The sequence below is a fragment of the Actinomadura atramentaria DSM 43919 genome (genome assembly GCF_000381885.1).
Classification (GTDB): domain Bacteria; phylum Actinomycetota; class Actinomycetes; order Streptosporangiales; family Streptosporangiaceae; genus Spirillospora; species Spirillospora atramentaria.
Genome location: NZ_KB907217.1, coordinates 106,010 through 128,253, shown reverse-complemented (window position 1 = coordinate 128,253; position 22,244 = coordinate 106,010). Strand labels below are relative to the sequence as shown.

The window sequence follows — 22,244 nt, the reverse complement described above, 5'->3', positions numbered from 1 at the left end:
GGACGGCGGGCGGACGGCATGAGGTTCACGCGGCGGCAGCGCCTGGTCCTCGGCGTCCTGGTCTTCTCGCAACTGCTCGTCTGGATCGACACGACCATTCTCGGTCTCGCGCTGGAGATCCTGGCCGACCCCGCCCGGGGCTTCGGCGCGGCCCCGAGCGACCTGCAGTGGGCCATCGGCGCGTACACCCTCACGTTCGCGACGCTGATGTTCGCCGCCGGTGCGCTCGGCGACCGGTTCGGCCACCGCAGGACGCTCGTCGCGGGCATGGCCGTCTTCGGCGCCGCGTCGCTCGGCGCCGCCTACGCGGACGGCCCCGGCCAGCTCATCGCCGCGCGGGCGCTGATGGGGGTCGGCGGCGCGCTCGTGATGCCCGCCAGCATGGCCGTCCTGACCTGGGTCTTCCCCGGCGAGGCCCGCGCGGCGGCGCTCGGGATCTTCTCCGCGTCCAGCGGCGTCGGCCTGGCGGCCGGGCCGATCGTCGCCGGGCTGCTGCTCCAGCGGTTCTGGTGGGGCTCGATCTTCCTGATCAACGTGCCGGTGGCGGTCCTCGGGATCGTCGGCGTGCTGCTCGTCGTCCCCGAGTGCCGGCCCCCGGCGGGCCGCCGGTTCGACCCGGCCGGGCTCGTCCTGTCCGCCGCCGGGCTCGGGCTCGTCTCGTACGGCCTGATCAGCGCGGGCCGGGCGACGGAGTTCGACGCGGCGCGCGTCCTCGGCCCGGTGCTCGCCGGAGCCGCGCTGCTCGCCGCGTTCGTCGCCGTCGAACTGCGCCTCGCCCGCCCGAGCTTCGACCCGCGGCTCTTCCGGCGGCGGCACTTCGCCGCCGGGCACCTCGCGCTCGCCGCCGTGTTCCTCGCCGTCGCCGGGCACGGGTTCGTCGCCGCGTTCTACCTCCAGGGCGCGCGCGGCTTCACGCCGCTGGCCGCCGGGCTGGCGGGCGCGCCGTCCGCGCTCGGCGTCATGCTCGGCGCGCCGCTGGCCACCCGGCTGGCGCGGCGCTGGTCGGCGCGGCCGGTGACGGCGGCGGCCATGACGGCGGCCGCGGCGTTCTTCGCGCTGTTCGGGACGTTCGGGCTCCACACCGCGCTGGTCTGGTACGAGATCGTCGTCTTCGCGCAGGGCTTCACGATCGGCATGGTCATCGCGCCGGTCACCTCGGCGGTGCTGCGCTCCCTGCCGCTGGAGCAGGCGGGCGCGGCCGCCGCGGTGAACAACACCGTCCGGCAGGTCGGCGGCCTGCTCGGCATCGCGCTCATCGGCGCGGTCCTGGCGATCGTGTACCGGCACGGCGTCGCGGACGCGGTGAGCGGCCTCGCCCCGGACCTGCGCGAACGGGCGGCCGTCTCCGCCGAGTCGGCGCGGGACGTCGCCGCGTCCGGCCGCGCCCCCGGCCTCGCCGCCGCCGCCGACGCCGCGTTCGTCCGCGCCATGCGCGTCTGCTGCCTGTGGACGGCGGCGGTCCTGCTGGCCGGCGCGGCGGTCCTCGGCGCGCTCCTGCGGGTCCGCGCGGCGGCCCCCGCCCGGGGCGAGGCGGCCGAGTCGGCGGCCGCCGCGGGCTGAGCCGCCGGACGGGCGGTGCATGAACGCCGCGAGGCGGGGCAGGCGTGCGTGAAGACGCACGGAGGTGAACAACGATGACGTCCATCAAGCCCGACCTCGACGGGCACGCCCGCGCCTCGACCGCGGACCGGGCCAACGACCGGGCCAACGACCGGGCCAACGACGGCGCCGGGGACCTGGTCCGCCGGGCGGCGCAGCAGACGTCGGAGCTGATGCGCGCCGAGCTCCGGCTCGCCGTCGCCGAGGTCAAGGAGAAGGGCAAGCACGCCGGACTCGGCGCCGGGATGTTCGGCGGCGCCGGACTCGTGGCGCTGTACGGCGTCGGCGCGCTCGCCGCCGCCGCCATCGCCGCGCTCGCGCTCGTCCTGCCGGTGTGGGCGGCCGCGCTGATCATCGCCGCGGTGCTGTTCGCCGGCGCGGGCGCGCTCGCGCTGCTCGGCAAGCGGCAGACGGACCGCGCGGTCCCGCCGGTGCCGACCGACGCGCTGCGCGAGACCCGCAGGGACGTGACCGAGGTCCGCGAGAGGAGCCACCGATGACCCGCGAGCTGTCCGAGGCCGCCCACGAGGGCGCGGCCGCCACGCCCGACGAGCTGCGCGCCGAGATCGAGCGGGCCCGCGCCGACCTCGGCGACACCGTCGCGGCGCTCGCCGCCAAGGCCGACGTGAAGGCGCGCGTGAAGGACCGCGCGGGCGAGCTGCGCGAGCGGGCCGCCGAACGGGCCCGGGCGACCGGCGCGGAGACCCGCTCCGCCGCGACGCGCGGACCCGCGCTCGGGGCGGTCGCGGTCGGCGCGGGCGTCCTGGCCGCCGGGATCGCCGCCTGGCTCACCCGCCGCCGGTGACGGCCGCCGCCCCGGCGGACGCGCCCGCGGCGACCTGGCGGGCGGCCGCCGTCCGCGCCGTGAAGAGCTACGGCCCGGATGGGCTGCCCGACCGGGCCGCCGCGCTCACCTACTACGGCGTGCTCGCGCTGTTCCCGGCGATGCTGGCGCTGGTGTCCCTCGTCGGCCTGGCCGGGACATCGGCGGTGGACGGGCTGATCGACGAGGTGCGGCGCAGTGCGCCCGCCGCGATCCGGCCCGTCCTCATCAACGGCCTCACCGAACTGCGCGACGGCCGGGCGACCGCGGGCGTGGCGGGCCTCATCGGCCTGCTCGGCGCGCTGTGGTCGGCGTCCGGCTACGTCGCCGCGTTCATGCGCGCCGCGAACGCCGTCTACGCGATGCCCGAGGGACGGCCGCTGACCCGGACGCTGCCGGTGCGCGTCGGGATCACGGTCGTGACGCTGGTCCTGCTCGCGGTGTCGGCCGTCGCGGTCGTCGTGTCCGGGCCGCTCGCGCGCCGCGCGGGCGACGCGATCGGCGCGGGCTCCACGGCCGTCCTCGTCTGGGACGTCGCCAAGTGGCCGGTGCTGCTCGTCGTGGTGAGCCTGGTGTTCGCGCTGCTGTACTGGGCCGCGCCCAACGTCCGCCGCCGGTTCCGGTGGGTGAGCCCCGGCGCGCTGCTGGCGCTCGGGCTCTGGCTCGTCGCGTCCGCCGCGTTCGCGGTGTACGTCGTGAACTTCGGCAGCTACAACAAGACCTACGGCAGCATCGCCGGAGTCGTCGTCTTCCTGGTCTGGCTGTGGATCTCCAACCTCGCGCTGCTGCTGGGCGCGGAGTTCGACGCCGAGCTGGAGCGCGGCCGCGCCGTCGCGGCGGGCCGCCCGCCGGACGCCGAGCCGTTCGCCGAACCCCGCGACACCCGCAAGTTCCCGGACTGACGCCCCGTGGCCGAATGCGGTCCCCCGCGGCGCGTCCGCCTCGGAAATTGTCACCCCTGGACAATCCAGGACAGGGAAAACTGATGGGGCGAACAGCGCTGATCGGCCCGGAGCGGCTTAGACTCCCACCACTCACCACCCCTGGATCACGAGGCGGACAGCAGTGGCCCCAGTCGACGGCACGCTCCGGCAGCAGTCTCCAGACCAGATCGCGCGGCGGTACTACGCCCTCGTGGACGCGCAGGAGGTGGACGCGCTCGTCGCGCTGTTCCATCCGGCCGTGCGCTACGAGCGCCAGGGGACGCCCGAGATCGTGGGGATCGACGCGCTGCGCCGGTTCTACGAGGGGGAGCGGGTCATCGCGAGCGGCAGCCACCATCTGGAGCAGGTGCTGGCCGACGGGGACTGGGTCGCGGTCCGGGGCCGCTTCGACGGCGTCCTGCGCGACGGGGAGCGGGTCGAGGTGCGGTTCACCGACTGGTGGCACTTCGACCGGGCGGGCCTGGTCGACCGGCGCGAGAGCCTGTTCCCGGGCCGCAGCGTCTGACGGGCGGTGCCTGACGGGCGGTGGCTGACGGGCGGTGGCTGACGGGCCGGCGCGCCCGGGCGGCGGGGGGATCGCGGCCGCCCGCGCCGCTCAGCCGTAGCCGATGCCCCACCGGTCGCCGCCCGGCGCGGCGAGCGGGACGGCGCCCGGGTCGCGGTGCGCGGGCGGCAGGCCCGGCCGCAGGAAGTCGCCCTCCTGGGGGCCGGACTCCAGCAGCAGCTTGCGCTCCAGGTCGTCGAACGGGCGCTTGGCCCCGGTCGCGGGGTCGACGTTGACCACGGTCATCGCTCCTTCCACGGCGGGTCCGGCCCCGCCGCCGGTGACCTCGAAGCGGTAGCTGAGGGACGTGCGCCCGACCGCCGTCACCCGCAGGCCCGTCCGGACGACCTCGTGCCGCCACAGGCGGCTGCGGTAGGTCGCGTCGTAGCGGACGCGCGGCATGACGGGCAGGTGGTCGAGGCCCACCCGGTGCAGGAGGGTCTGCTCGGCGGCCTCGACCCAGCGGATCGCCGTCGAGTGGTGGTAGTGGCCGGTGACGTCGGTGTCGCACAGCTCGACGCGGTGCAGCACGCTGACGCTGGCCGGTTCGCCCGGCATGGATTCACCTCGTTCTTCAGGCAGGGAGTGGGGAGCTCGTTGACGAGCGGAACGCTCTTGCTCACCGAGAGCAAGCAACATGTGACCGTCTGTATATCACGCTGCGCGTGTCGCGGGGGAACCGCGCGCGCCGCCCGCAGGCCAGTGGTGTTGTCACCGGGTAACACCCCGAGTACCGTTCGGTCCATGCCACCGACCCGCGGCCACGACCGCCCGCTCCCCGCGTCCCCGGCCGCCCGGAGACGCCCGGCGGACCGGCCATGACGGGCGGTCGCACGGGCACCGGCACTGGCACCGGCACGGGTAACGGCAAGGCGGCCCCCGTCCGCGCCCCGCGCCGCGACCCCGGCCGCCGCCGCGCGCTGCTGGAGGCCGCGGACCGCGTCATCCGGCGCGAGGGCCCGGAGGCGTCGATGGCCGCCATCGCGGCCGAGGCGGGCATCAGCAAGCCCATCCTGTACCGCCACTTCGGCGACAAGAGCGGCCTGTACCAGGCGCTCGCCGAACGCCACACGCGCAAGCTGATCGAGGGCATCAGGGCCGAGTTCTCCCGCACCGGGTCGCCGCTGGCCCGCGTCCGGTCCACCATCGACACCTACCTGACGACGGTCTCGGAGAACCTGGACCTGTACCGCTTCCTCATGCACCGCGCGAGCGCCGAGGACGCCGCGACGCACAGCGCGATGAGCACGATGATCCGCGAGGTGAGCCGCCAGCTCGCCGAGGTGCTGTTCACCGAGGGCGCGATGCTCGACCAGGACCGGGCCTACGTCTGGGGCCACGCGCTGGTCGGTATGGTGCAGACGGCGGGAGACTGGTGGCTGGACCACCCCGAGGTCCCGCGCGAGACCGTCGTGGACGGCCTCGCCGACCTCATCCTCGGCGGGCTGCCCGCCGCGTCCGAGGGCCGCGTGCTCGACCTGTTCCACGAACGATGAACCCCGAGGTGACCGTGCCGACCCCCGTGCCGACCCCCGCCCCCGCGCCCGTCCCCGCGCGGCCCGACGTCCTCACCGACCACCGGCCGTGGGGCAGGTTCGAGCAGTTCACGCTGAACGAGCCGTCGACCGTCAAGCTGATCCACGTCGACGCGGGCCAGCGGCTGAGCCTGCAGCGGCACCGCGACCGCGACGAGCTGTGGGTGGCGCTGGACCCCGGCGCGGTGTTCGAGGTGGCGGGCCGCCGCATCCTGCCGGAGGTGGGGGAGCGCGTCCTGATCCGCGCGGGCGAGACGCACCGGCTGGGCTCGTCGGGCCCGGCCGTGCGGATCATGGAGATCGCGTTCGGCGACTTCGACGAGGACGACATCGAGCGCCTGGAGGACTCCTACGGGCGCGCGTGAGACCGGCGCGTGAGCGAGGGGGACCGGCGGCCGCCGGTCCCCCTCGCCGCGTCCGGCGTCAGGCGCCCGCCGCGAGGTCGAGGTCCTTGACGCGCGGATCGCCCTCGTCGGCGAGGTAGTCGGCGTCCCGCGTCGCGTCGGCCCCGTCCGGGGCGCTCGCGGCGCGCAGCGCGACCGTCGCGGCGACGGCCACGACCAGGTTGACGGCCAGCGCGAGCATCCCGACGTACACGGTCGTCCCGGTGTCGAACCCGAGGTCGCTCAGCGGATAGGCCGACCCGCCGAAGTGCTCCTTGTGCTTGGCCGGATTCGGAATCCGGTACAGCATCCACAGCCCGGCGGCCAGACCCGCCGCCCAGCCTGCGACGAGCCCCCAGCGGTGGAACCACCGGGTGACGAGCCCGAGCCCGACCGACGGCAGCGTCTGCAGGATGATGACCCCGCCGATGAGCTGCAGGTCGATGGAGAACTGCGGGTCGAGCAGCAGGATGCACGCCACCGCGCCGACCTTGACGACCAGCGACGCCAGCTTGCTGACGCGCGCCTCCTCCCGCTCGCTCGCGCCGGGCCGCAGGAACTCGGTGTAGATGTTGCGGGTGAACAGGTTCGCCGCCGCGATCGACATGATCGCCGCCGGGACGAGCGCGCCGATCCCGATCGCCGCGTAGGCGACCCCGGCGAACCAGCTCGGGAACATCTGGTCGAACAGCAGCGGCACGACGGTGTTGGTGTCGGGCGTCCCGCCGTCCTTCAGCGGCGTCACGCCCGCCGCGACGGCCATGAGCCCGAGCAGCGCGATGAGGCCGAGGACGAGGCTGTACGCGGGCAGCGCGGACATGTTCCGCTTGATCGTGCCCCGGTTGCGGCTCGCGAGCGCGCCGGTGACGCTGTGCGGGTAGAGGAACAGCGCGAGCGCGGAGCCGAGCGCGAGCATCGCGTAGTTGACGCGGCCGCTGCCGCCGAGCGTGATCCCGTCCGCCGGGGCGGGCGTCTTGGCGAACTTCGTCTGCGCCGCGTCGAAGATGTGGTTCCAGCCGCCGAGCTTGGCGGGCAGGTACAGCACCGCGACGATGACGACGAGGTAGATCAGCGCGTCCTTCACGAACGCGATGAGCGCGGGCGCGCGCAGCCCCGACTGGTAGGTGTACGCGGCGAGGACGCCGAACGCGATGACGAGCGGCCAGTGCCCGCCGACCTCCATCGACTTCAGCACCGCCTCGATGCCGACGAGCTGCAGCGCGATGTACGGCATCGTCGCGACGATCCCGGTGACCGCGACGGCCAGCGCGAGCGCGGGCGACCCGAACCGCGCCCGGACGAAGTCGGCGGGCGTCACGAACCCGTGGACGTGCGACACCGACCACAGCCGGACCAGCACGAGGAACACCAGCGGGTACACGACGATCGTGTACGGCACCGCGTAGAACCCCGCCGCGCCCGCCCCGAACACCAGCGCGGGCACCGCGACGAACGTGTAGGCGGTGTAGAGGTCGCCGCCGATGAGGAACCAGGTGATCCAGCTCCCGAACGAGCGGCCGCCGAGGCCCCACTCGTCGAGCGTGTCCAGACCGCCGCCGCGCCGCCACCGCGCCGCGTAGAAGCCGAGGCCGCTGACGAGCAGGAACAGCGCGCCGAACACGACGAGTTCGACGATGTGCGCGTCCGACACCGGCTCAGCCCCGCTTCCGCGTCGCGCGGTACACGACGAGCGTGCAGACGACCCCGACCGGGATGAACGCGAACTGGATCCAGTAGAAGGCGGGGAATCCGGCCACGCGCGGGCCGTCGCGGTCGAAGAGCGGGACGGTCAGCGGCAGGACGATCGGGACGAGCAGCAGCCAGTTCCAGGGGCTCCGATCGGTTCGCCGGTTCTGCGGTGGTGCGTCCTTCTCGGTCATGCGGGTGGCCTCCTCGTGCGTCCGGGGGCGGGCGGCGCGAGGGTATCCACGGACCGGTCACGGACCGGTCTCGGCCGCGTCGCGACTCGACGGGCCGTTCTGTCAGGAGTCGGGACGCGGGTCAGGTCGCGGGCGGCCCCGTGCGGTCGGCGGCGGTCTTCGGCTCGTGCCGGACGTCGCCGGGCAGCCCGCCCGGCCGCCGCCGCCACGCGGCGAACTCCACGAGGACGCCGTCCGGGTCCTTGAAGTAGATCGACCGGACGAACACGCCGTCGTGGACGTCGCGCGCGACGCCGAACTCGCTGTCGTCGTGGTTGAGGACGACGCCCACGTCGATCCCCTTGGCGACGAGCCGGTCGCGGTACTCCTCGATCCGCTCCGGCGGCACGTCGAACGCGACGTGGTTCATCGACCCGATCGCCGACACCAGCTCGCCCCGGTCGGGCAGGTCCTTCGGCGCGCTGACGCCGGGGACGGGCTCGGGCGCGTCCGGGAACCAGAAGAACGCGAGCGCGTCCCCGCCGCCGCAGTCGAAGAAGAAGTGCTGGCCCCAGCCCATCGGCAGCTCGATCGTCTTGATCAGCGGCATGCCGAGGACGCCCTGGTAGAAGTCCACGGTCGCCTTCATGTCCCGGCAGACGAGGGCGAGGTGGTTCACCCCGCGCAGCTCGAACTCGGTGTTCGCCCCGGCCACGGCCGTCCCTCCGGTGAGATAAGTGATTGCTTTTGTCTCATCCTCGCAGCATCCGACCCGGAACTGAACCCCCGCGCGGCGACTTGGCCGCGCCCCGGCGACCGGGTAGGGTCGGCGCATGCGAACCGGTCATCGCCAGTGGTGGTGGCGCCGCTGAGGCGCCGCCGGTTCTCGCACGCATGACATCCAGCGACCGCCTCCGCCCCGGCGGTCGCTTCGCGTATCCGGCCGTGGGCGGGGGCCCGACACGAGGGGCCACCACGGTGGACACCACCGAGCAGCACCCGGCGACCCAGCTCTTCACCACCGAGCGCTTCACCACGGGCGGGGGCGTCCGCGTCACCCGCACGGCCGCGCCGGTCGATCCCGAGCGCAAGTCCGACGTCCTGAACGCGCTCGTCGCCGCCGTGGGGGAGCGGCGCGGCGGTGTCCTGTCCTCCGGGATGGAGTATCCCGGCCGCTACAGCCGCTGGCACATGGCCTATGTCGACCCGTGCCTGGAGGTCGTCGCGCGCGGCCGCGACGTCGCGGTCACCGCGCTGAACGCGCGCGGCGCGGTGCTGCTGCCCGCCGTCGCGCGGGCCCTCGCCCCGGTCGCCGAGGCCCGCGACGCCGGTCCCCGCCGCGTCGCGGTGTACGTCCCGCCCTCGGACGAGTTCTTCACCGAGGAGGAGCGCAGCCGCCGCCCCACCGTCTTCACCGCGCTCCGCGCGATCGTGGACCTGTTCCGCTGCGACGACCCGCACCTCGGCCTGTACGGCGCGTTCGGCTACGACCTGTCGCTGCAGTTCGAGCCGCTGCGCACCCGGCTGGAGCGCCCCGAGGACCAGCGCGACCTCGTCCTGCACCTCGCGGACGAGATGGTCGTCGTGGACCGCAAGCGCGAGACCTCCCACCGCATGTCCTACGACTTCGCGACGCCGGACGGCGGCGACACCGCCGGGCTGCCGCGCGGCACCGACCCGGTGCCGGTCCGCGAGCCCGCGCCGCTGCCGCCGCAGCCCGTCCCCGGCGTGTACGCCGAGATGGTGCGCGGCGCGAAGGAGCGGTTCGTGCGCGGCGACCTGTTCGAGGTGACGCCGGGCCACGCGATGTACGGCCGCTGCTCGTCGCCCGCCGCGTTCTTCGAGCGGCTGCGCGAGTCCAACCCGGCGCCGTTCGAGTTCATGTTCAACCTCGGCGACGGCGAGTACCTGGTCGGCGCGTCGCCGGAGATGTTCGTGCGCGTGTCCGGCGACCGCGTCGAGACGTGCCCGATCGCGGGGACGATCCGGCGCGGCGCGGACGCGCTGGAGGACGCCGAGCAGATCCGCACGATCCTCTCGTCCGCCAAGGACGAGTCCGAGCTGACCATGTGTACGGACGTCGACCGCAACGACAAGTCGCGGATCTGCGTTCCGGGCAGCGTGAAGGTCCTCGGCCGCCGCCAGATCGAGATGTACTCGCGCCTGATCCACACCGTCGACCACATCGAGGGCCGGCTGCGCCCCGGGTTCGACGCGTTCGACGCGTTCCTCACCCACATGTGGGCGGTGACGGTGACGGGCGCGCCGAAGACGTGGGCGATGCAGTTCATCGAGGACCACGAGGACGCCCCGCGCCGCTGGTACGGCGGTGCGGTCGGCTGCGTCGGCTTCGACGGCTCGATGAACACGGGCCTGACGCTGCGGACCGCGCAGATCCGCGACGGCGTCGCGACGGTCCGGGCGGGCGCGACGCTGCTGTACGACTCCGACCCCGAGGAGGAGGAGCGCGAGACGCACCTGAAGGCGAGCGCGCTGCTGGGCGCCCTCGCCGACGCCGAGCGCGCCGCCGCCGCGACGGCCCCCGGGCCCGCGCCCGCGCCCGCCGAGCGGCCCGGCGCGGGGATGAAGGTCCTGCTGGTCGACCACGAGGACTCGTTCGTCAACACCCTCGCCGACTACTTCCGGCAGCAGGGCGCGGACGTGGTGACGCTGCGGCACGGCTTCCCCGAGCGGATGCTGGACGAGCAGGCGCCCGACCTGGTCGTCCTGTCGCCGGGGCCGGGCCGTCCGGAGGACTTCGCGACCGGCGCGCTGCTGGACGCCCTGGACGCGCGGGGCCTGCCGGTGTTCGGCGTGTGCCTCGGCCTCCAGGCGATGGTCGAGCACGCGGGCGGCGAGCTGGCGCTGCTGCCCGAGCCCGCGCACGGCAAGCCCGGCGAGGTGAAGGTCGCGGGCGGCGCGCTGTTCGCGGGCCTGCCGGACCAGTTCACCGCCGCCCGCTACCACTCGCTGCACGCCACCCCGGACCGGGTGCGCGGGTTCGAGGTGACGGCGCTGACCGGCGACGTGGTGATGGCGGTCGAGGACCGGACGCGGCGGCGGTGGGCGGTGCAGTTCCACCCGGAGTCGATCCTGACGGCGGCGGGCGACGCGGGGCACACGATCGTCGGGAACGTGCTGCGGCTCGCCCGGTCCTGATCCGGGCGGACCGGCCCGGGAAACATGACACTCGTTGGCATGTTTCCCGGGCAGCATGGTCCGCATGGAATCCACTGCGAAGATCTGCCTGGTCGCGGGGGCGACGCGCGGCGCGGGCCGGGGCATCGCCACCGCGCTCGGCGAGGCCGGGCACGTCGTCTACTGCACCGGTCGCACGACCCGCGAGCACCGCTCGGAGATGAACCGGTCCGAGACGATCGAGGAGACCGCCGAGCGCGTCACGGCGGCGGGCGGCACCGGCGTCGCCGTCCCCACCGACCACCTCGACCCGGACGCCGTGTCGGCGCTCGTGGCGCGCATCCGGTCCGAGCACGGCCGGCTGGACGTGCTCGTCAACGACATCTGGGGCGGCGACTCGCTGTTCGAGTTCGACAAGCCGCTGTGGGAGCAGCCGCTGGAGGACGGGCTGCGCCTGCTGCGCCTCGCCGTCGACACCCACCTCATCACCAGCCACCGGGCGCTGCCGCTGCTGCTGGAGAACCCCGGCGGGCTCGTCGTGGAGGTCACCGACGGGACGGCCGAGTTCAACGCCAAGTACCGCAAGGAGTGCGGGCCGTTCTTCGACATCGCCAAGTCGGCGGTGATCCGGCTGGCCAACGCGCAGGCCGTCGAGATCGGCCCGCTCGGCGGGACGGCGCTGTCGATCACGCCCGGCTTCCTGCGGTCGGAGGCGATGCTGGAGCACTTCGGCGTCACCGAGGAGAACTGGCAGGAGGGCGCGGCGAAGGACCACCACTTCGCGCTGTCGGAGACGCCGATGTACGTGGGCCGGGCCGTCGCCGCGCTCGCCGCCGACCCCCTGAAGGAGCGCTGGAACGGCGCGTCGGTGTCGTCGGGGGAACTGGCGAAGGAGTTCGGGTTCACCGACGTGGACGGCAGCCGCCCGGACGTGTGGCGCTACATCAACGAGATCACGCTGGCCGGCAAGACCGCCGACACGGCGGGCTACCGGTAGAGGGCCGCGAGCCGCGCGCCCGCCTCGGCGAGGCGGGCGCGCAGCGCCGCCGGCGCGAGCACCTCGGCCTCCGGGCCGAGGCGCAGCAGCTCGTGGAAGGCGATGTCCGCGGACTCGACGGGCAGCGTCGTCCGCACCCAGCCGTCCGCGTCCGGCTCCCCGGCGGCCTCGGCCGCGCACCGCGCCGCGTACCCGTCCACCGCGTGCCGCAGGACGCGCAGGCCCGCCGGGCTCAGCCGCAGCTCGACGCGCTCGCGGAACATCGCGCGCAGGAACGCGTCCGCGTGCCCGGCCCAGTACGCGGCCAGGTCGAACGCGGCGTCGCGCTCGAACACCGCGCCCGTCGCGCGGACGGCGGCGACGCGGTCCGCGCGGTAGGTGCGGAGCTGCCCGCCGACCGCCGCGACCAGGTACCAGGTGGCGTTCTTCAGCACGAGGCCGTACGGGTCGGCGGTCCGCTCCACCTCCTCGCCGGACGGCCGCCGGTAGCGCAGCTCCACCACCGCGTCGTCCCACACCGCGCGGGCCAGCTCCGGCAGCGGCGCGGGCGGCGGGGGAGCGGTGTGCCAGCCGGACGCGTCCAGGTGGAACCGCTGCGCCGCGCGGGCGGGCGCGTCCCGCAGCGCGGCGGGCAGCGCCGCGACGACCTTCAGCTCGGCCGCCGACACCGCCTCGCCCAGGCCCATGTCGGCGACCGGGCCGGGCAGGCCCGCCAGGAACAGCGCCTCGGCCTCGGCGCGGCTCAGCCCGGTCAGCCGCGTGCGGTACCCGTCCAGCAGCCGGAACCCGCCGTGCCTGCCCCGGTCGGCGTAGACCGGGACGCCCGCCGCCGACAGCGCCTCGACGTCGCGGTGGACGGTCCGCTCGGAGACCTCCAGCTCGGCGGCCAGCTCCGCCGCCGTCATCGACCCGCGCGCCTGCAGCAGCAGGACGAGCGAGATCAGCCGCGCCGCGCGCACGGGCGTCCGCTCAGACCTTGCGCCAGCGCGGCACCCACGCGCCGTCCTCGACCTCGTAGTCGCCGAACAGCGCGGGGGCCTCGGCGCGCATCAGCTCGCCGATCCTCCCGAACAGCAGCCGGATTTCTTCCTCGGCCCCCTCGGCGGTGCGCGCCTCGATGGTGTGGCGGAGCGTGCGGACGTTCGCCGTCCACACCAGGCCGGTGCCGACGCCCTCGGGCGCGAACCGGCGCATGAACGACGTGCGGTGCTTCTTCTCCTTGAAGGGCACGCCCTCGTCGTCGAGGCCGAAGTGGTCGGCCATCCAGAGCTGGAACTCCTCCATCTGCTCCAGCATCGCGGTCGCGCGCTTCATCAGCTCGGCGTCCTCGCGCGCCCACTCGGGGAACCAGAACGGGATGTCCTGGAGGCGCACGAACCGCATCGACTCCTGCGAGATCGCGACGCCCGGCCGGTGCCGGACCAGCTCGTGGGTGAGGACGCGGCTGACGTTGTGCAGGACGAAGCTGAAGCTGACGTGCTCCAGCACCGACCCGTGCATGCTCCGCAGGATGTTCCGCAGGTACTCGTCCTGGTCGGTGCGGACGCGCACGACGTTGGGGTTCAGCCCCGGCTCCCACGACCGGTAGCACAGCCGCCCGGCGAACTCCGCGAGGTTCTGCGGGTCGTTCAGCTCCGCGTCGAGGTCGCCCCGGTCCAGGCGCTCCAGCCAGCTCCCGCCGCCGACGTCACTCAGGTACCGGGCGACCTCGGCGTAGTCGAGTTCCGGCTTGGCCACGAGGAACACCTCGGGTTCGACGCTCTTCACTGCACTCCCTCTGGTCGCGACGACCCTCAAGGTAACCAGGTCGCGGCGGTGTCCGCGACGTGACGCACGCGACGCGGCGGGGTCCGGCCATCCGCTGGCCCCGGGCGCGGCGCTGCGCCAGGGTGGAGCGCCATGACAGACATTTCCATTTCCGTGGGCGGCGTCGAGCGGCCCGCCTACCTCGCCGTCCCGGCGGGGGAGGGGCCGTGGCCCGCCGTCGTCGTGGTGTTCGAGTCGTTCGGCGCGAACGCCGACATGCGGGCGCAGGCCGACCGGCTCGCCGCGCACGGCTACCTGGCGCTGATGCCGGACCTGTACGACGGGAAGCCGTGGATCCGCTGCGTCCGCAAGGCGTTCCGCGACCTGCTCGCGCGGCGCGGCCCGAGTTTCGCGTTCATCGAGGCGGCGCGGGCGTGGCTGGCCGCGCGGCCGGACTGCACCGGTCGGGTCGGGGTGATCGGGTTCTGCATGGGCGGCGGGTTCGCGCTGGTCGCTGCGGCGAAGTACGACTTCGACGCGGCGGCCGTCAACTACGGCATCCTGCCCCGGCACGCGGAGGAGGTGCTGGCAGGGGCGTGCCCGATCGTGGCGAGCTACGGGAAGAAGGACCGCTCGCTGATCGGCGCGGCCCGCAGGCTGGACCGGACGCTGACGGTGCTGGGCGTCGAGCACGACGTGAAGGAGTACCCGGAGGCGGGGCACAGCTTCCTCACCGGGACGGACCAGGTCGTCCCCGCGCCGCTCGGGCCGGTCGCGAAGGTCCTGATGGGCATCGGCGAGGGGCTGGAGCGGGCGGACGACGCGTGGGAGCGGATCTTCGCGTTCTTCGGCACCCATCTGGCCGGACAAAACGGATCTACAACGTAAAGGCGTCGGGCGGCGGCCATGACCTCGGACGTCATGGCCGCGATGACCGCTTCGCGGCTACGGTGACGCCGTGACCACGATGACCACCGTTTCGCTCGCGGACGTCCGCCCGGTGGGGGACCACCTGCGGGAGTGGCGGCGCCGCCGCCGGATGAGCCAGCTCGAACTCGCCGCCGAGGCCGACGTGTCCACCCGGCACCTCAGCTTCCTGGAGACGGGCCGGTCCGCGCCGAGCCGGGAGATGGTGCTGCGCCTCGCCGAGCACCTGGACGTCCCGCTGCGCGACCGGAACCTGATGCTCGTCGCCGCCGGGTACGCGCCGGTGTACGCCGAGACGCCGATCGAGGAGCCCCGGATGGACGCGGTGCGCGCCGCGCTGCGGCAGGTGCTGGCCGGCCACGAGCCGTACCCGGCGGTCGTGGTGGACCGGTTCTGGAACCTGGTGGAGTCCAACGAGGCGGCGGGGCTGTTCCTCCAAGGGGCGCCGGCGGAGCTGCTGCGTCCGCCGCTGAACGTCCTGCGGCTGAGCATGCACCCGGCGGGGATGGCGCGGAACGTCGTCAACCTGCCGGAGTGGCGCGCGCACATGATCGGGCGGCTGCGCCGCCATGTGGCGCTGACCGGGGACGCGGCGCTCACCGCCCTGTACCGGGAGCTGCGCGACTACCCCGACGCGGGGCCGCCCGGCGACGCGTTCCCGCCGCCCGCCGGGAACGAGGTGCTGGTGCCGCTGCGGATGCGGGTGGACGGGCGGGAGCTGTCGTTCTTCAGCACGATCGCGACGTTCGGCAGCCCGCTGGACATCACGGTCGCGGAGCTGGCGATCGAGTCGTTCTATCCCGCCGACGCGGCGACGGGGGAGTTCCTGCGGGAGGGCGCCGCCGCGCGGCGGCGCCCTCCCGCGGACGGGTGAGGCCCCGACCTGCCCGCGCCACAGGCCGGGGCCGTCCTCCCCCTCCGGCGCCCGGTGCGGCTCCCCTCCGCGCCGGGCCGGTCTCGGTGCGTCCGGTCAGGCGTGCGCGACGGCCCGCGGGTCGCGGGGCACGACGGTGTCGCCGTGGGACGCCAGGTCGTGGCGGACGCGCTCGGGCGGGACGCCGGAGCGGTCGAGGACGTCGAGGGTGCGGCGGACCATCTCGGGGGGTCCGGCGACCAGGACGTCGTGGTCCTCGAGGTCGGGGACGTCCTCCAGCAGGCCGGGCAGCGCGTCGGGCAGCGGGCCGAGGGTGTCGCCGGGGACGGCGGTGACCTCGACGCGGTCGTGCGCGGCCTCCAGGAAGCGCAGGTCGGGCAGGTCATAGAGGTCGTCGCCGGTGCGCGCGCCGGCGTAGAGCCGGACGGCGCGGCCGTCGTCCGCGGCGGCGGCGTGCTGGGCGACGGCCTTGAGCGGGGCGAGTCCGGTGCCGCCCGCGAGCAGCAGCAGGTCGCGGCCCGCGCGCTCGGGGGCGAGGTCGCCGGCGGGCGGGCCGAGCAGGACGGTGTCGCCCGCGCGGGTCTCGCGGACGAGCGCGCCGCTGACCCAGCCGCCGGGGACGGACCGGACGTGGAGCCGCAGCGTGCCGTCGGGGCGCGGCGCGTTGGCGATGGAGTAGGGCCGCCAGACGCGGGGCCAGCGGGACGTCTGGACGGCGGCGTGCTGTCCGGCGGCGAAGGGGTAGGGGCGCTCGGGCGCGAGGGTGAGGACGGCGAGGTCGGCGCGGCGGCGGTCGTGGGCGACGACCTCGGCGACCCACCAGGGCGGGCTGGTGCGGGCGTCCTCGGCGGCGGCCTCGATCATGGTCTCGGCGGCGCGGGCGTAGGCGGCGGTCCAGGCGGCCTCGGCGGCGGGGCTCCAGGCGGGGCCGGCGAAGCGGCGCAGGGTGGCGACGAGCGCGGCGCCGAACGCGGGGTAGTGCTCGGGCAGGACGCCGTACTTGCGGTGGGCGCGGCCGAGCGGGGCGAGGCGGTCGGTGAGCGCCGCGGGGTCGTCGGCGTGGAAGACGATCTGGGTGAGGGTGCGGAAGAGGCGGTCGCGCGTGACGTCCATCGCGGGCGGGAACAGCGTGCGCAGGCGCGGTTCCGCGGCGAAGAGGCGGCCGTAGAAATATGCGGCGGCCTTGTCCTCCGACTCGTCGCCGGGCAGGAATGTCGCTTTGAGTATTTCGGGTTCCACGGACATTTACCGGTCACGCCCCCCAAGGCTTCGTCCACGGCCGATCGGTGTTCCCCGGCACCCCTTGTGCCCCCGGTCGTCCGACTCGGTGAGATTCTCGCACCGATCGTCGCAGGTACTCAACCGATTCCCGGCAAGACACGCAGGCCGCTTCGAAGAGTAATCGGATCAGGATTTCCAGTAATGGGAGCATTGCTGGCCGGGAGGAAGGATACTGATCGGTATTTGTCGAGTCGGTGCGGGTTGCGGTAAATGTGATCACATGATCTTGCTGGGCGATCCTTCGGGAAAGTGGTGGAAGATCCTTGTTCCGGGTGGTGATTCCTCCACCGGGGCCGCGGCGCGGCGCGGCGTGTCCCGCGTCACGGCGCGCGGGCCGGTGGCACGGCAGGATGCGCGGGGAGTCACCGGGATGTCGGGCGGGCCACGATTGGACGCGGCCACGCGGGGAACCGCACCGGTGCCCGAGCCCTAGCCGAGGAGGACGTCGATGGCGTTGCACCCCCAGACCGCGCGCTTCCTGGAGCAGTTGGCGGGGATGCGGGCGCTCGCCGCGGAGCCGCCCTCGATCGAGGAGTCCCGGCGCGTCCTGAACCTGGAGTACCCGGTCGAGCGCCGCCCGCTGCCGCGCGTCGCCGACCTCGCGGTGGACGGTCCGGACGGGCCGGTGCCCGTCCGGCTGTACCGGCCGGAGCCCGCGGGCGCGCCGCTGCCCGCGCTGGTGTACCTGCACGGCGGCGGCTGGGTGCTCGGGGGACTGGAGAACGTGGACGTCTCGTGCCGCGACCTGGCGGCGGAGGCGGGCTGCGCGGTGCTGTCGGTCGACTACCGGCTCGCGCCCGAGCACCCGTTCCCGGCGGCGGTGCGGGACGCGTGGGCGGTGACCGAGGCGGTCGCCGCCGACCCGGGCCGGTTCGGGGCCGACCCGGCGCGGCTGGCGGTCGGCGGGGACAGCGCGGGCGGGAACCTGGCGGCCGTCGTCGCGCTGCTCGCCCGCGACCGGGGCGTGGACCTGGCGCACCAGCTCCTCGTCTACCCGGTGACCGACACCGCGCGCGACACGCCGAGCTGGCGGGACTACGGGTCCGGGTACGGGCTGGACGGCGAGGAGATGGCGCGGTTCATGGAGCTGTACCGGGCGGGCGCGGACCCGGCCGACCCGCTGCTCGCGCCGCTGCGCGCCCCGGACCTGTCGGGCGTCGCGCCCGCGACGGTCGTCACCGCCGAGTACGACATCCTGCGCGACGAGGGCGACGCCTACGCGCGGCGGCTCGCGGCGGCCGGGGTGCCGGTCGCGCACCGCTGCTTCCCGGGCGTCGTCCACTCGTTCTTCCTGCTGCCGGAGCTGTTCGACACCGGCGCGGCGGCGCGGGAGTGGGCCGTGGGGCGGCTGCGCGCGGCGTTCGGGACGCGGGACGTCGCGCCGGCCTGAGCGGCGTCAGGCGAAGCGGCGGGCGAGGGATTCCAGGCCGCCGCCGTAGAGGCCGCCCGCGAACGTCTTCTCCATCGCCTCCTCGTCGGCGGGGTCGGCGGTGATGACGCCCTGCCACTCGACGAACGCCTGCCCGGTCCCGGTGACGGGCGCGACGCGCAGCCGCGCGCGGCCGGCGCGGATCGGCAGCGGGCACTCCAGGATCTCGTAGGACAGGGAGCGGGCGGCGTCGTCGAGGGCGGTGAGGCGCTCGCGGAACACCGAGCCGGGGCCGATGAGCCGCCGGACGCAGCCGACGCGGTCGGCGGGGCCGCCGTCCTCGATGACGCCGGTGTCCAGGCCGGGCAGCCATTCGGCGTTGCCGAAGTCGCGGACGTAGGCCCACACCTCGTCGGCGGTGGCGTTGAGGACGGCGCTGGCGTACGGCGTCGGCATCGGGGGCTCCTCGGCGCGGGCGGGGATTTCTCCCATGCTGCGCCGTGGATGTGATCCGGGCAACACCCCGATGCCGACGTTTCGGCGGCGGTTCAGTACGAGCGGGGGAGGTTCAGCTCGTGCTGGGCGATGTGCGCGAGGACGAGTTCCTCGGCGACCGGGATGTTCTTGGCGATGCGGGCGTCCCGGAACATGCGGGCGATCGGGTACTCCAGGGAGTAGGCCATGCCGCCGAAGGTCTGGAAGGCGCGGTCGGCGGCCTGCCAGCCCGCGTCGGCGGCGGTGAGCTTGGCGATGTTGGCCTCCGAGCCGCAGGGCCGTCCCCGGTCCCACAGCCAGGCGGCCTTGTACGCCATGAGCCGGGCGAGTTCGACCTGCGCCTTGATCTTGGCGAGGGGGAACGCGACGGCCTGGTTCGCGCCGATGGGGGTGCCGAAGGGGGCGCGCTCGCGGGCGTAGGCGGCGGCGATCTCCAGGATCAGCTCGGCGGAGCCGACGCCGCCCGCGGCGGCGAGGACGCGTTCGGGGTTGAGGATGTCCCACAGGACGGCGAAGCCCCGGTCGGGTTCGCCGAGGACGCGGTCGGCGGGGACGCGGACGTCGTCGAGGAACACCATGTTCGACGCGACGGTGTTGGTGCCGAGCTTGGGGATGGGCCGGTAGCTGAGCGTCCCGGCGGCGACGGCCTCCCTGACGTCCACGAGCAGCACCGTGAAGCCGTTGGTGCGGGGGCGGGCCTCGGCGGCGGGGATCGTCCGGGCGACCAGGACGAGGAAGTCGGCGCGCTCGACGCCGGAGATCCAGATCTTCTGCCCGCTGACCAGGTAGTCGCCGCCGTCGCGCCGGGCGTGGGTGGTGATGTTCATGGCGTTGCTGCCCGCGTCGGGCTCGGTGACGGCGAAGCACGTCTCCAGCTCGCCCGCCGCGATGGCGGGCAGGAACTCGCGCTTCTGCGCGTCGGTGCCGTGCCGGGCGACGGTCAGGCCGCCGAACGCGGGCGTCAGCAGGTAGAGGAAGGACGCGGCCCCGCCCGCGCCGCCCGCCGCCAGGCTCTCCAGCGCGACGGCCAGCTCCAGCAGGCCCTGGCCCGCGCCGCCGTGCTCCTCGGGGATCGCCAGGCTGTGCCAGCCGCCCGCGACGAGCTCGGCCCAGACCTCCTCGGGCCAGCGCTTGTCGGCGTCGCAGCGGTCCCAGTACGCCTGGTCGTACTTCGCGGCGATGGCGCGGACGCCCTCGCGGACCGCGAGCGCGCTCTCCGGCAGGTCGAAGTCCACCCGAAACCTCCTCCGAACGTCGTTCGGTCCACCGTAGCGCACGGCGGTAAGTGGTCACTGACCCGGCGGGGCGGGCAGGTCCAGGTAGCGGACGACCAGGCGCGCGATCAGCCGCGCGGTGCGGTCCGGCGGCGACGACGGCAGCACGATGTGGCTCATCACCAGCCGGACGGCCGCGTCGGCCGCGTCGGCGAACCCCGGCCGGTCCAGCTCCGGCCAGCGCGCCAGCGCGTGCTCCACGATGCGGGCGCGCGCGGCGAACAGCACCGGCTCGGCGCGCGTCGTCAGCAGCGGCAGCAGCTCGTCGCCGCCCGCGCCGGTCAGCACGACCTTCTTGATGGGGTCGTCCGCCGACAGCTCCAGCGTGAACTCCACCGCCGCGACGACCGCCGCGTACAGGTCGCCGTGCTCGGCCAGGATGCGGTCGATGCCGTCGAGGTAGCGGTCATTGTCGCGCATCACCACGGCGCTCGCCAGGCCCCACTTGTCGCCGAACTCGTTGTAGACGGTCTGCCGGCTGACGCCCGCCGCGGCCGCCACGTCCTGCATGCGCACCCCCCGGTACCCGCGCCGGACGAGCAGGTCGGCGGCGGCGTCCAGCAGCGCGTCGCGCACCGGGCGCGGCGGGGAACCCATGTGAAACCTCCGGAGGACGACTGCGGAAACCGTGCCCGCGTCCCGATTATCGCCCGCGGGCGGACCCGTGCGGGCTGGTCAGCCGGGCATGGCGAGCGCGGCGCGGGCCGCCGGGTCCGCGCGGACGCGCGCGGGCGGGCCCGCCGCCACGACCCGGCCCCGGTCCAGGACGTACAGGGTGTCGCAGACGCCGAGGACGCGCTCCAGCTCCCGGTCGGCCAGCACGACCGCGAGGCCGTCGGCGGCCAGGTCGCGCAGCAGCACCTCCAGCGCCCGCGCCCCGGCGGCGGGCAGCCCCGCCGACGGGTCGTCCAGCAGCAGCACGCGCGGCCGCGTCGCGAGGGCGCGGGCGATGTCCAGCAGCCGCGCCGCGTCGGCCGGGACGGCGGCGGCGCGGACGCCCGCCCACGCGGCGATCCCGGCGCGGTCCAGCAGCGCGTCGGCGGTCGCGGCCGCCGCGCGGCGCAGCGCGCGCCGCCGGGCGCGCCGGTCCGCCGGGCCCCGCCCGGCGACCGGCCGGGTCCGGGCGTGGATCTCCACCGCGGCGCGCACGTTGTCGCGGACGGTCAGCGACCCGAACGGCGCGGGCTCGGCGAACGTGCGGGCCAGGCCGCGCCGCGCCCGCGCGCGGGGCGGGGCGGCGGTGACGTCGGCCCCGGCGAGGCGGACGGTCCCCGCGGCGGGGCGCAGCAGGCCGGTGAGGGCGTCCGACAGCGCGGTCTTGCCCGCGCCGGGCGCGCCGACCAGGCCGGTCACCTCGCCGGGGTGGGCGACCAGGTCGACGGCGTCGACGGCGGTGACCGCGCCGAACCGGACCGTCAGGCCGTCCGCGCGCAGTTCCGCGGACTCCGCGGGTTCTGGGTCAGCGCCGCGCATCGGCCGCCGTCCGGAGCCGGGGCGCGCGGCGCGCCGCGACGAGCGCGACGCCCGCGCCGAGCGCCAGCGCGACCGCGCCCGGCAGCGCGCCGGGCGGCACGCCGGGCAGGGCCGGGCCGGTGCGGGCGGCGGCGGCCAGCGGCGGCCCGGCCGCCCCGGCGATCCCCGCCGAGCACGCGCCGAGCGCGGCGCGGACCGCGCCCGCGCGGACGCCGAGCAGCGCCGCCGCGTCCGCGCGGTCCAGCACGGCCACCGCCAGCCGTCCGCGCCCGCCCGCGCGCGCGACGCCGACGAGCGCCGCGACCGCGGCCGCCAGCGCGACGGCGGCCGCCGCGAGCCCGCCGGACGGCGGCCGCGGCGCGGCGGGCAGCGCGAACACGGCGCCGACCAGCACGGCACTCATCACCACGGGACTCATCGGCCCGGGGCTCATCCCCACCGGCCTCATCCCCACGGGACTCGGGTTTACGGGTCTCATCCCCAAAGGGCTCATCTGAACGGGACTCGTCCCCGCGTTGCGGCGTGCCCGGGGTCCGCGCGGGACGCGTGCGAGCAGCGCCCCGGCGGCGGCCGCGCCGGGCCCGGCGGTCCACCAGGTCGCGGGGGAGGCCCCGCACGCCCCGCACACCGCCGCGCTCGCCCCGGCGACCGCGAGCGGCGCGAAGGTGACCGGCCCGTCCGGCCCGGTGAGCGGGACGAGCGCCAGCAGCGCGAGCGCCGCGCCCGCCGCGCCCGTCGCCAGGCCCGGCAGGACCTCGGCGCGGGGGAGTCCGGCGGCGGCCAGGAGCGCGAGGGCGGCGAGCGCGGCCGCGAGCAGCGCGGGGACGGCGGGCGGCGGACGGTGTCGGGCACGCACGGGTCGCATCGCACCTCCGGGAGCCGCCGGTCATGTGATGTGGGTCACTGCGGACTCCCACGATAGTGACGCCGCCGCGACCGGGCAACGCCCTGCGCCGACTCCGCTAGGCTGGTCCGTTCCGCCT

24 protein-coding genes are annotated in these 22,244 nt (G+C 75.2%); 12 read left to right on the top strand and 12 right to left on the bottom strand.

Annotated features, from left to right (window positions below; translation table 11 throughout):
- Positions 1–18 precede the first annotated feature (18 nt).
- The 5 genes from G339_RS0122835 (at position 19) to G339_RS0122815 (ending at position 3,871) form a co-directional block, all read left to right on the top strand.
- Entirely contained in the window at positions 19–1,560 is a 1,542-nt protein-coding gene (locus G339_RS0122835; protein ID WP_019633390.1) for an MFS transporter, read from the top strand.
- Positions 1,561–1,634: 74 nt separating this feature from the next.
- Positions 1,635–2,099, top strand: coding sequence for a phage holin family protein (locus G339_RS34915; RefSeq protein WP_019633389.1), 465 nt, complete (start codon positions 1,635–1,637; stop codon positions 2,097–2,099).
- On the top strand, positions 2,096–2,404 hold the full coding sequence (locus tag G339_RS0122825; RefSeq protein WP_019633388.1) for a DUF3618 domain-containing protein: 309 nt from the start codon (positions 2,096–2,098) through the stop codon (positions 2,402–2,404). The genes G339_RS34915 and G339_RS0122825 overlap by 4 nt, the downstream gene beginning before the upstream one ends.
- A complete protein-coding gene (locus tag G339_RS0122820; RefSeq protein ID WP_019633387.1) occupies positions 2,401–3,324 on the top strand; it encodes a YihY/virulence factor BrkB family protein in 924 nt (307 codons plus the stop codon). The genes G339_RS0122825 and G339_RS0122820 overlap by 4 nt, the downstream gene beginning before the upstream one ends.
- 163 nt (positions 3,325–3,487) lie before the next feature.
- On the top strand, positions 3,488–3,871 hold the full coding sequence (locus G339_RS0122815; protein ID WP_019633386.1) for a nuclear transport factor 2 family protein: 384 nt from the start codon (positions 3,488–3,490) through the stop codon (positions 3,869–3,871).
- Between the two features lie 90 nt (positions 3,872–3,961).
- Here G339_RS0122815 and G339_RS0122810 read toward each other — a convergent pair whose 3' ends face one another.
- Positions 3,962–4,468 (bottom strand): acyl-CoA thioesterase, encoded by a 507-nt coding sequence (locus G339_RS0122810; protein WP_019633385.1) that lies wholly within the window; start codon positions 4,466–4,468, stop codon positions 3,962–3,964.
- A 260-nt stretch (positions 4,469–4,728) separates the two neighbouring features.
- Between G339_RS0122810 and G339_RS0122805 the strand changes: the two genes are divergently transcribed.
- A complete protein-coding gene (locus G339_RS0122805; protein ID WP_019633384.1) occupies positions 4,729–5,406 on the top strand; it encodes a TetR family transcriptional regulator in 678 nt (225 codons plus the stop codon).
- An 8-nt stretch (positions 5,407–5,414) separates the two neighbouring features.
- The gene (locus G339_RS0122800; RefSeq protein ID WP_051107930.1) at positions 5,415–5,810 is read left to right on the top strand and encodes a phosphomannose isomerase type II C-terminal cupin domain; all 396 of its coding nucleotides are present in this window, start codon (positions 5,415–5,417) and stop codon (positions 5,808–5,810) included.
- Positions 5,811–5,868: 58 nt separating this feature from the next.
- On the opposite strand, the gene mctP is transcribed toward G339_RS0122800, so the two are convergent.
- From mctP to G339_RS0122785, 3 genes are all read right to left on the bottom strand, one after another.
- The gene (mctP, locus tag G339_RS0122795; RefSeq protein WP_019633382.1) at positions 5,869–7,479 is read right to left on the bottom strand and encodes a monocarboxylate uptake permease MctP; all 1,611 of its coding nucleotides are present in this window, start codon (positions 7,477–7,479) and stop codon (positions 5,869–5,871) included.
- A gap of 4 nt (positions 7,480–7,483) precedes the next feature.
- Positions 7,484–7,708 (bottom strand): DUF3311 domain-containing protein, encoded by a 225-nt coding sequence (locus G339_RS0122790; protein ID WP_019633381.1) that lies wholly within the window; start codon positions 7,706–7,708, stop codon positions 7,484–7,486.
- Positions 7,709–7,829: 121 nt separating this feature from the next.
- Positions 7,830–8,402 carry a VOC family protein gene (locus G339_RS0122785; RefSeq protein WP_019633380.1) on the bottom strand — a complete coding sequence of 191 codons (573 nt, stop codon included), beginning with the start codon at positions 8,400–8,402 and terminating at the stop codon, positions 7,830–7,832.
- A gap of 263 nt (positions 8,403–8,665) precedes the next feature.
- Between G339_RS0122785 and G339_RS0122780 the strand changes: the two genes are divergently transcribed.
- Together G339_RS0122780 and G339_RS0122775 are read left to right on the top strand one after the other, a co-directional pair.
- On the top strand, positions 8,666–10,846 hold the full coding sequence (locus G339_RS0122780; protein ID WP_019633379.1) for an anthranilate synthase component I: 2,181 nt from the start codon (positions 8,666–8,668) through the stop codon (positions 10,844–10,846).
- 64 nt (positions 10,847–10,910) lie between these two features.
- Positions 10,911–11,822 (top strand): SDR family oxidoreductase, encoded by a 912-nt coding sequence (locus G339_RS0122775; protein WP_019633378.1) that lies wholly within the window; start codon positions 10,911–10,913, stop codon positions 11,820–11,822.
- Here G339_RS0122775 and G339_RS0122770 read toward each other — a convergent pair.
- On the bottom strand, positions 11,813–12,781 hold the full coding sequence (locus G339_RS0122770; RefSeq protein ID WP_019633377.1) for a helix-turn-helix transcriptional regulator: 969 nt from the start codon (positions 12,779–12,781) through the stop codon (positions 11,813–11,815). The genes G339_RS0122775 and G339_RS0122770 overlap by 10 nt on opposite strands.
- Positions 12,782–12,791: 10 nt before the next feature.
- Positions 12,792–13,589 carry an FAD-dependent thymidylate synthase gene (gene thyX / locus G339_RS0122765; protein ID WP_019633376.1) on the bottom strand — a complete coding sequence of 266 codons (798 nt, stop codon included), beginning with the start codon at positions 13,587–13,589 and terminating at the stop codon, positions 12,792–12,794.
- 132 nt (positions 13,590–13,721) lie between these two features.
- Here thyX and G339_RS0122760 point away from each other — a divergent pair, with 132 nt between their 5' ends.
- Positions 13,722–14,456, top strand: coding sequence for a dienelactone hydrolase family protein (locus G339_RS0122760; protein WP_033324004.1), 735 nt, complete (start codon positions 13,722–13,724; stop codon positions 14,454–14,456).
- 79 nt (positions 14,457–14,535) lie between these two features.
- Positions 14,536–15,369, top strand: a complete 834-nt coding sequence (locus G339_RS0122755) for a helix-turn-helix transcriptional regulator (protein WP_019633374.1) — start codon at positions 14,536–14,538, stop codon at positions 15,367–15,369.
- Positions 15,370–15,465: 96 nt separating this feature from the next.
- Here G339_RS0122755 and G339_RS0122750 read toward each other — a convergent pair whose 3' ends face one another.
- On the bottom strand, positions 15,466–16,614 hold the full coding sequence (locus G339_RS0122750; protein WP_019633373.1) for a globin domain-containing protein: 1,149 nt from the start codon (positions 16,612–16,614) through the stop codon (positions 15,466–15,468).
- 484 nt (positions 16,615–17,098) lie between these two features.
- Between G339_RS0122750 and G339_RS0122745 the strand changes: the two genes are divergently transcribed.
- Positions 17,099–18,040: an alpha/beta hydrolase gene (locus tag G339_RS0122745; RefSeq protein ID WP_019633372.1), complete on the top strand. Its 942-nt coding sequence runs from the start codon at positions 17,099–17,101 to the stop codon at positions 18,038–18,040.
- Between the two features lie 6 nt (positions 18,041–18,046).
- Here G339_RS0122745 and G339_RS0122740 read toward each other — a convergent pair whose 3' ends face one another.
- The 5 genes from G339_RS0122740 to G339_RS0122720 form a co-directional block, all read right to left on the bottom strand.
- Entirely contained in the window at positions 18,047–18,475 is a 429-nt protein-coding gene (locus tag G339_RS0122740; protein ID WP_019633371.1) for an SRPBCC family protein, read from the bottom strand.
- A gap of 92 nt (positions 18,476–18,567) precedes the next feature.
- Positions 18,568–19,749 (bottom strand): acyl-CoA dehydrogenase family protein, encoded by a 1,182-nt coding sequence (locus G339_RS0122735; protein WP_019633370.1) that lies wholly within the window; start codon positions 19,747–19,749, stop codon positions 18,568–18,570.
- Between the two features lie 54 nt (positions 19,750–19,803).
- Entirely contained in the window at positions 19,804–20,385 is a 582-nt protein-coding gene (locus tag G339_RS0122730; protein WP_019633369.1) for a TetR/AcrR family transcriptional regulator, read from the bottom strand.
- A gap of 78 nt (positions 20,386–20,463) precedes the next feature.
- Positions 20,464–21,261, bottom strand: coding sequence for an ATP-binding cassette domain-containing protein (locus G339_RS0122725; protein WP_019633368.1), 798 nt, complete (start codon positions 21,259–21,261; stop codon positions 20,464–20,466).
- The gene (locus G339_RS0122720) at positions 21,248–22,117 is read right to left on the bottom strand and encodes a hypothetical protein (RefSeq protein ID WP_019633367.1); all 870 of its coding nucleotides are present in this window, start codon (positions 22,115–22,117) and stop codon (positions 21,248–21,250) included. Before G339_RS0122720 ends, G339_RS0122725 begins: the two co-directional genes overlap by 14 nt.
- Between the last annotated feature and the right edge of the window lie 127 nt (positions 22,118–22,244).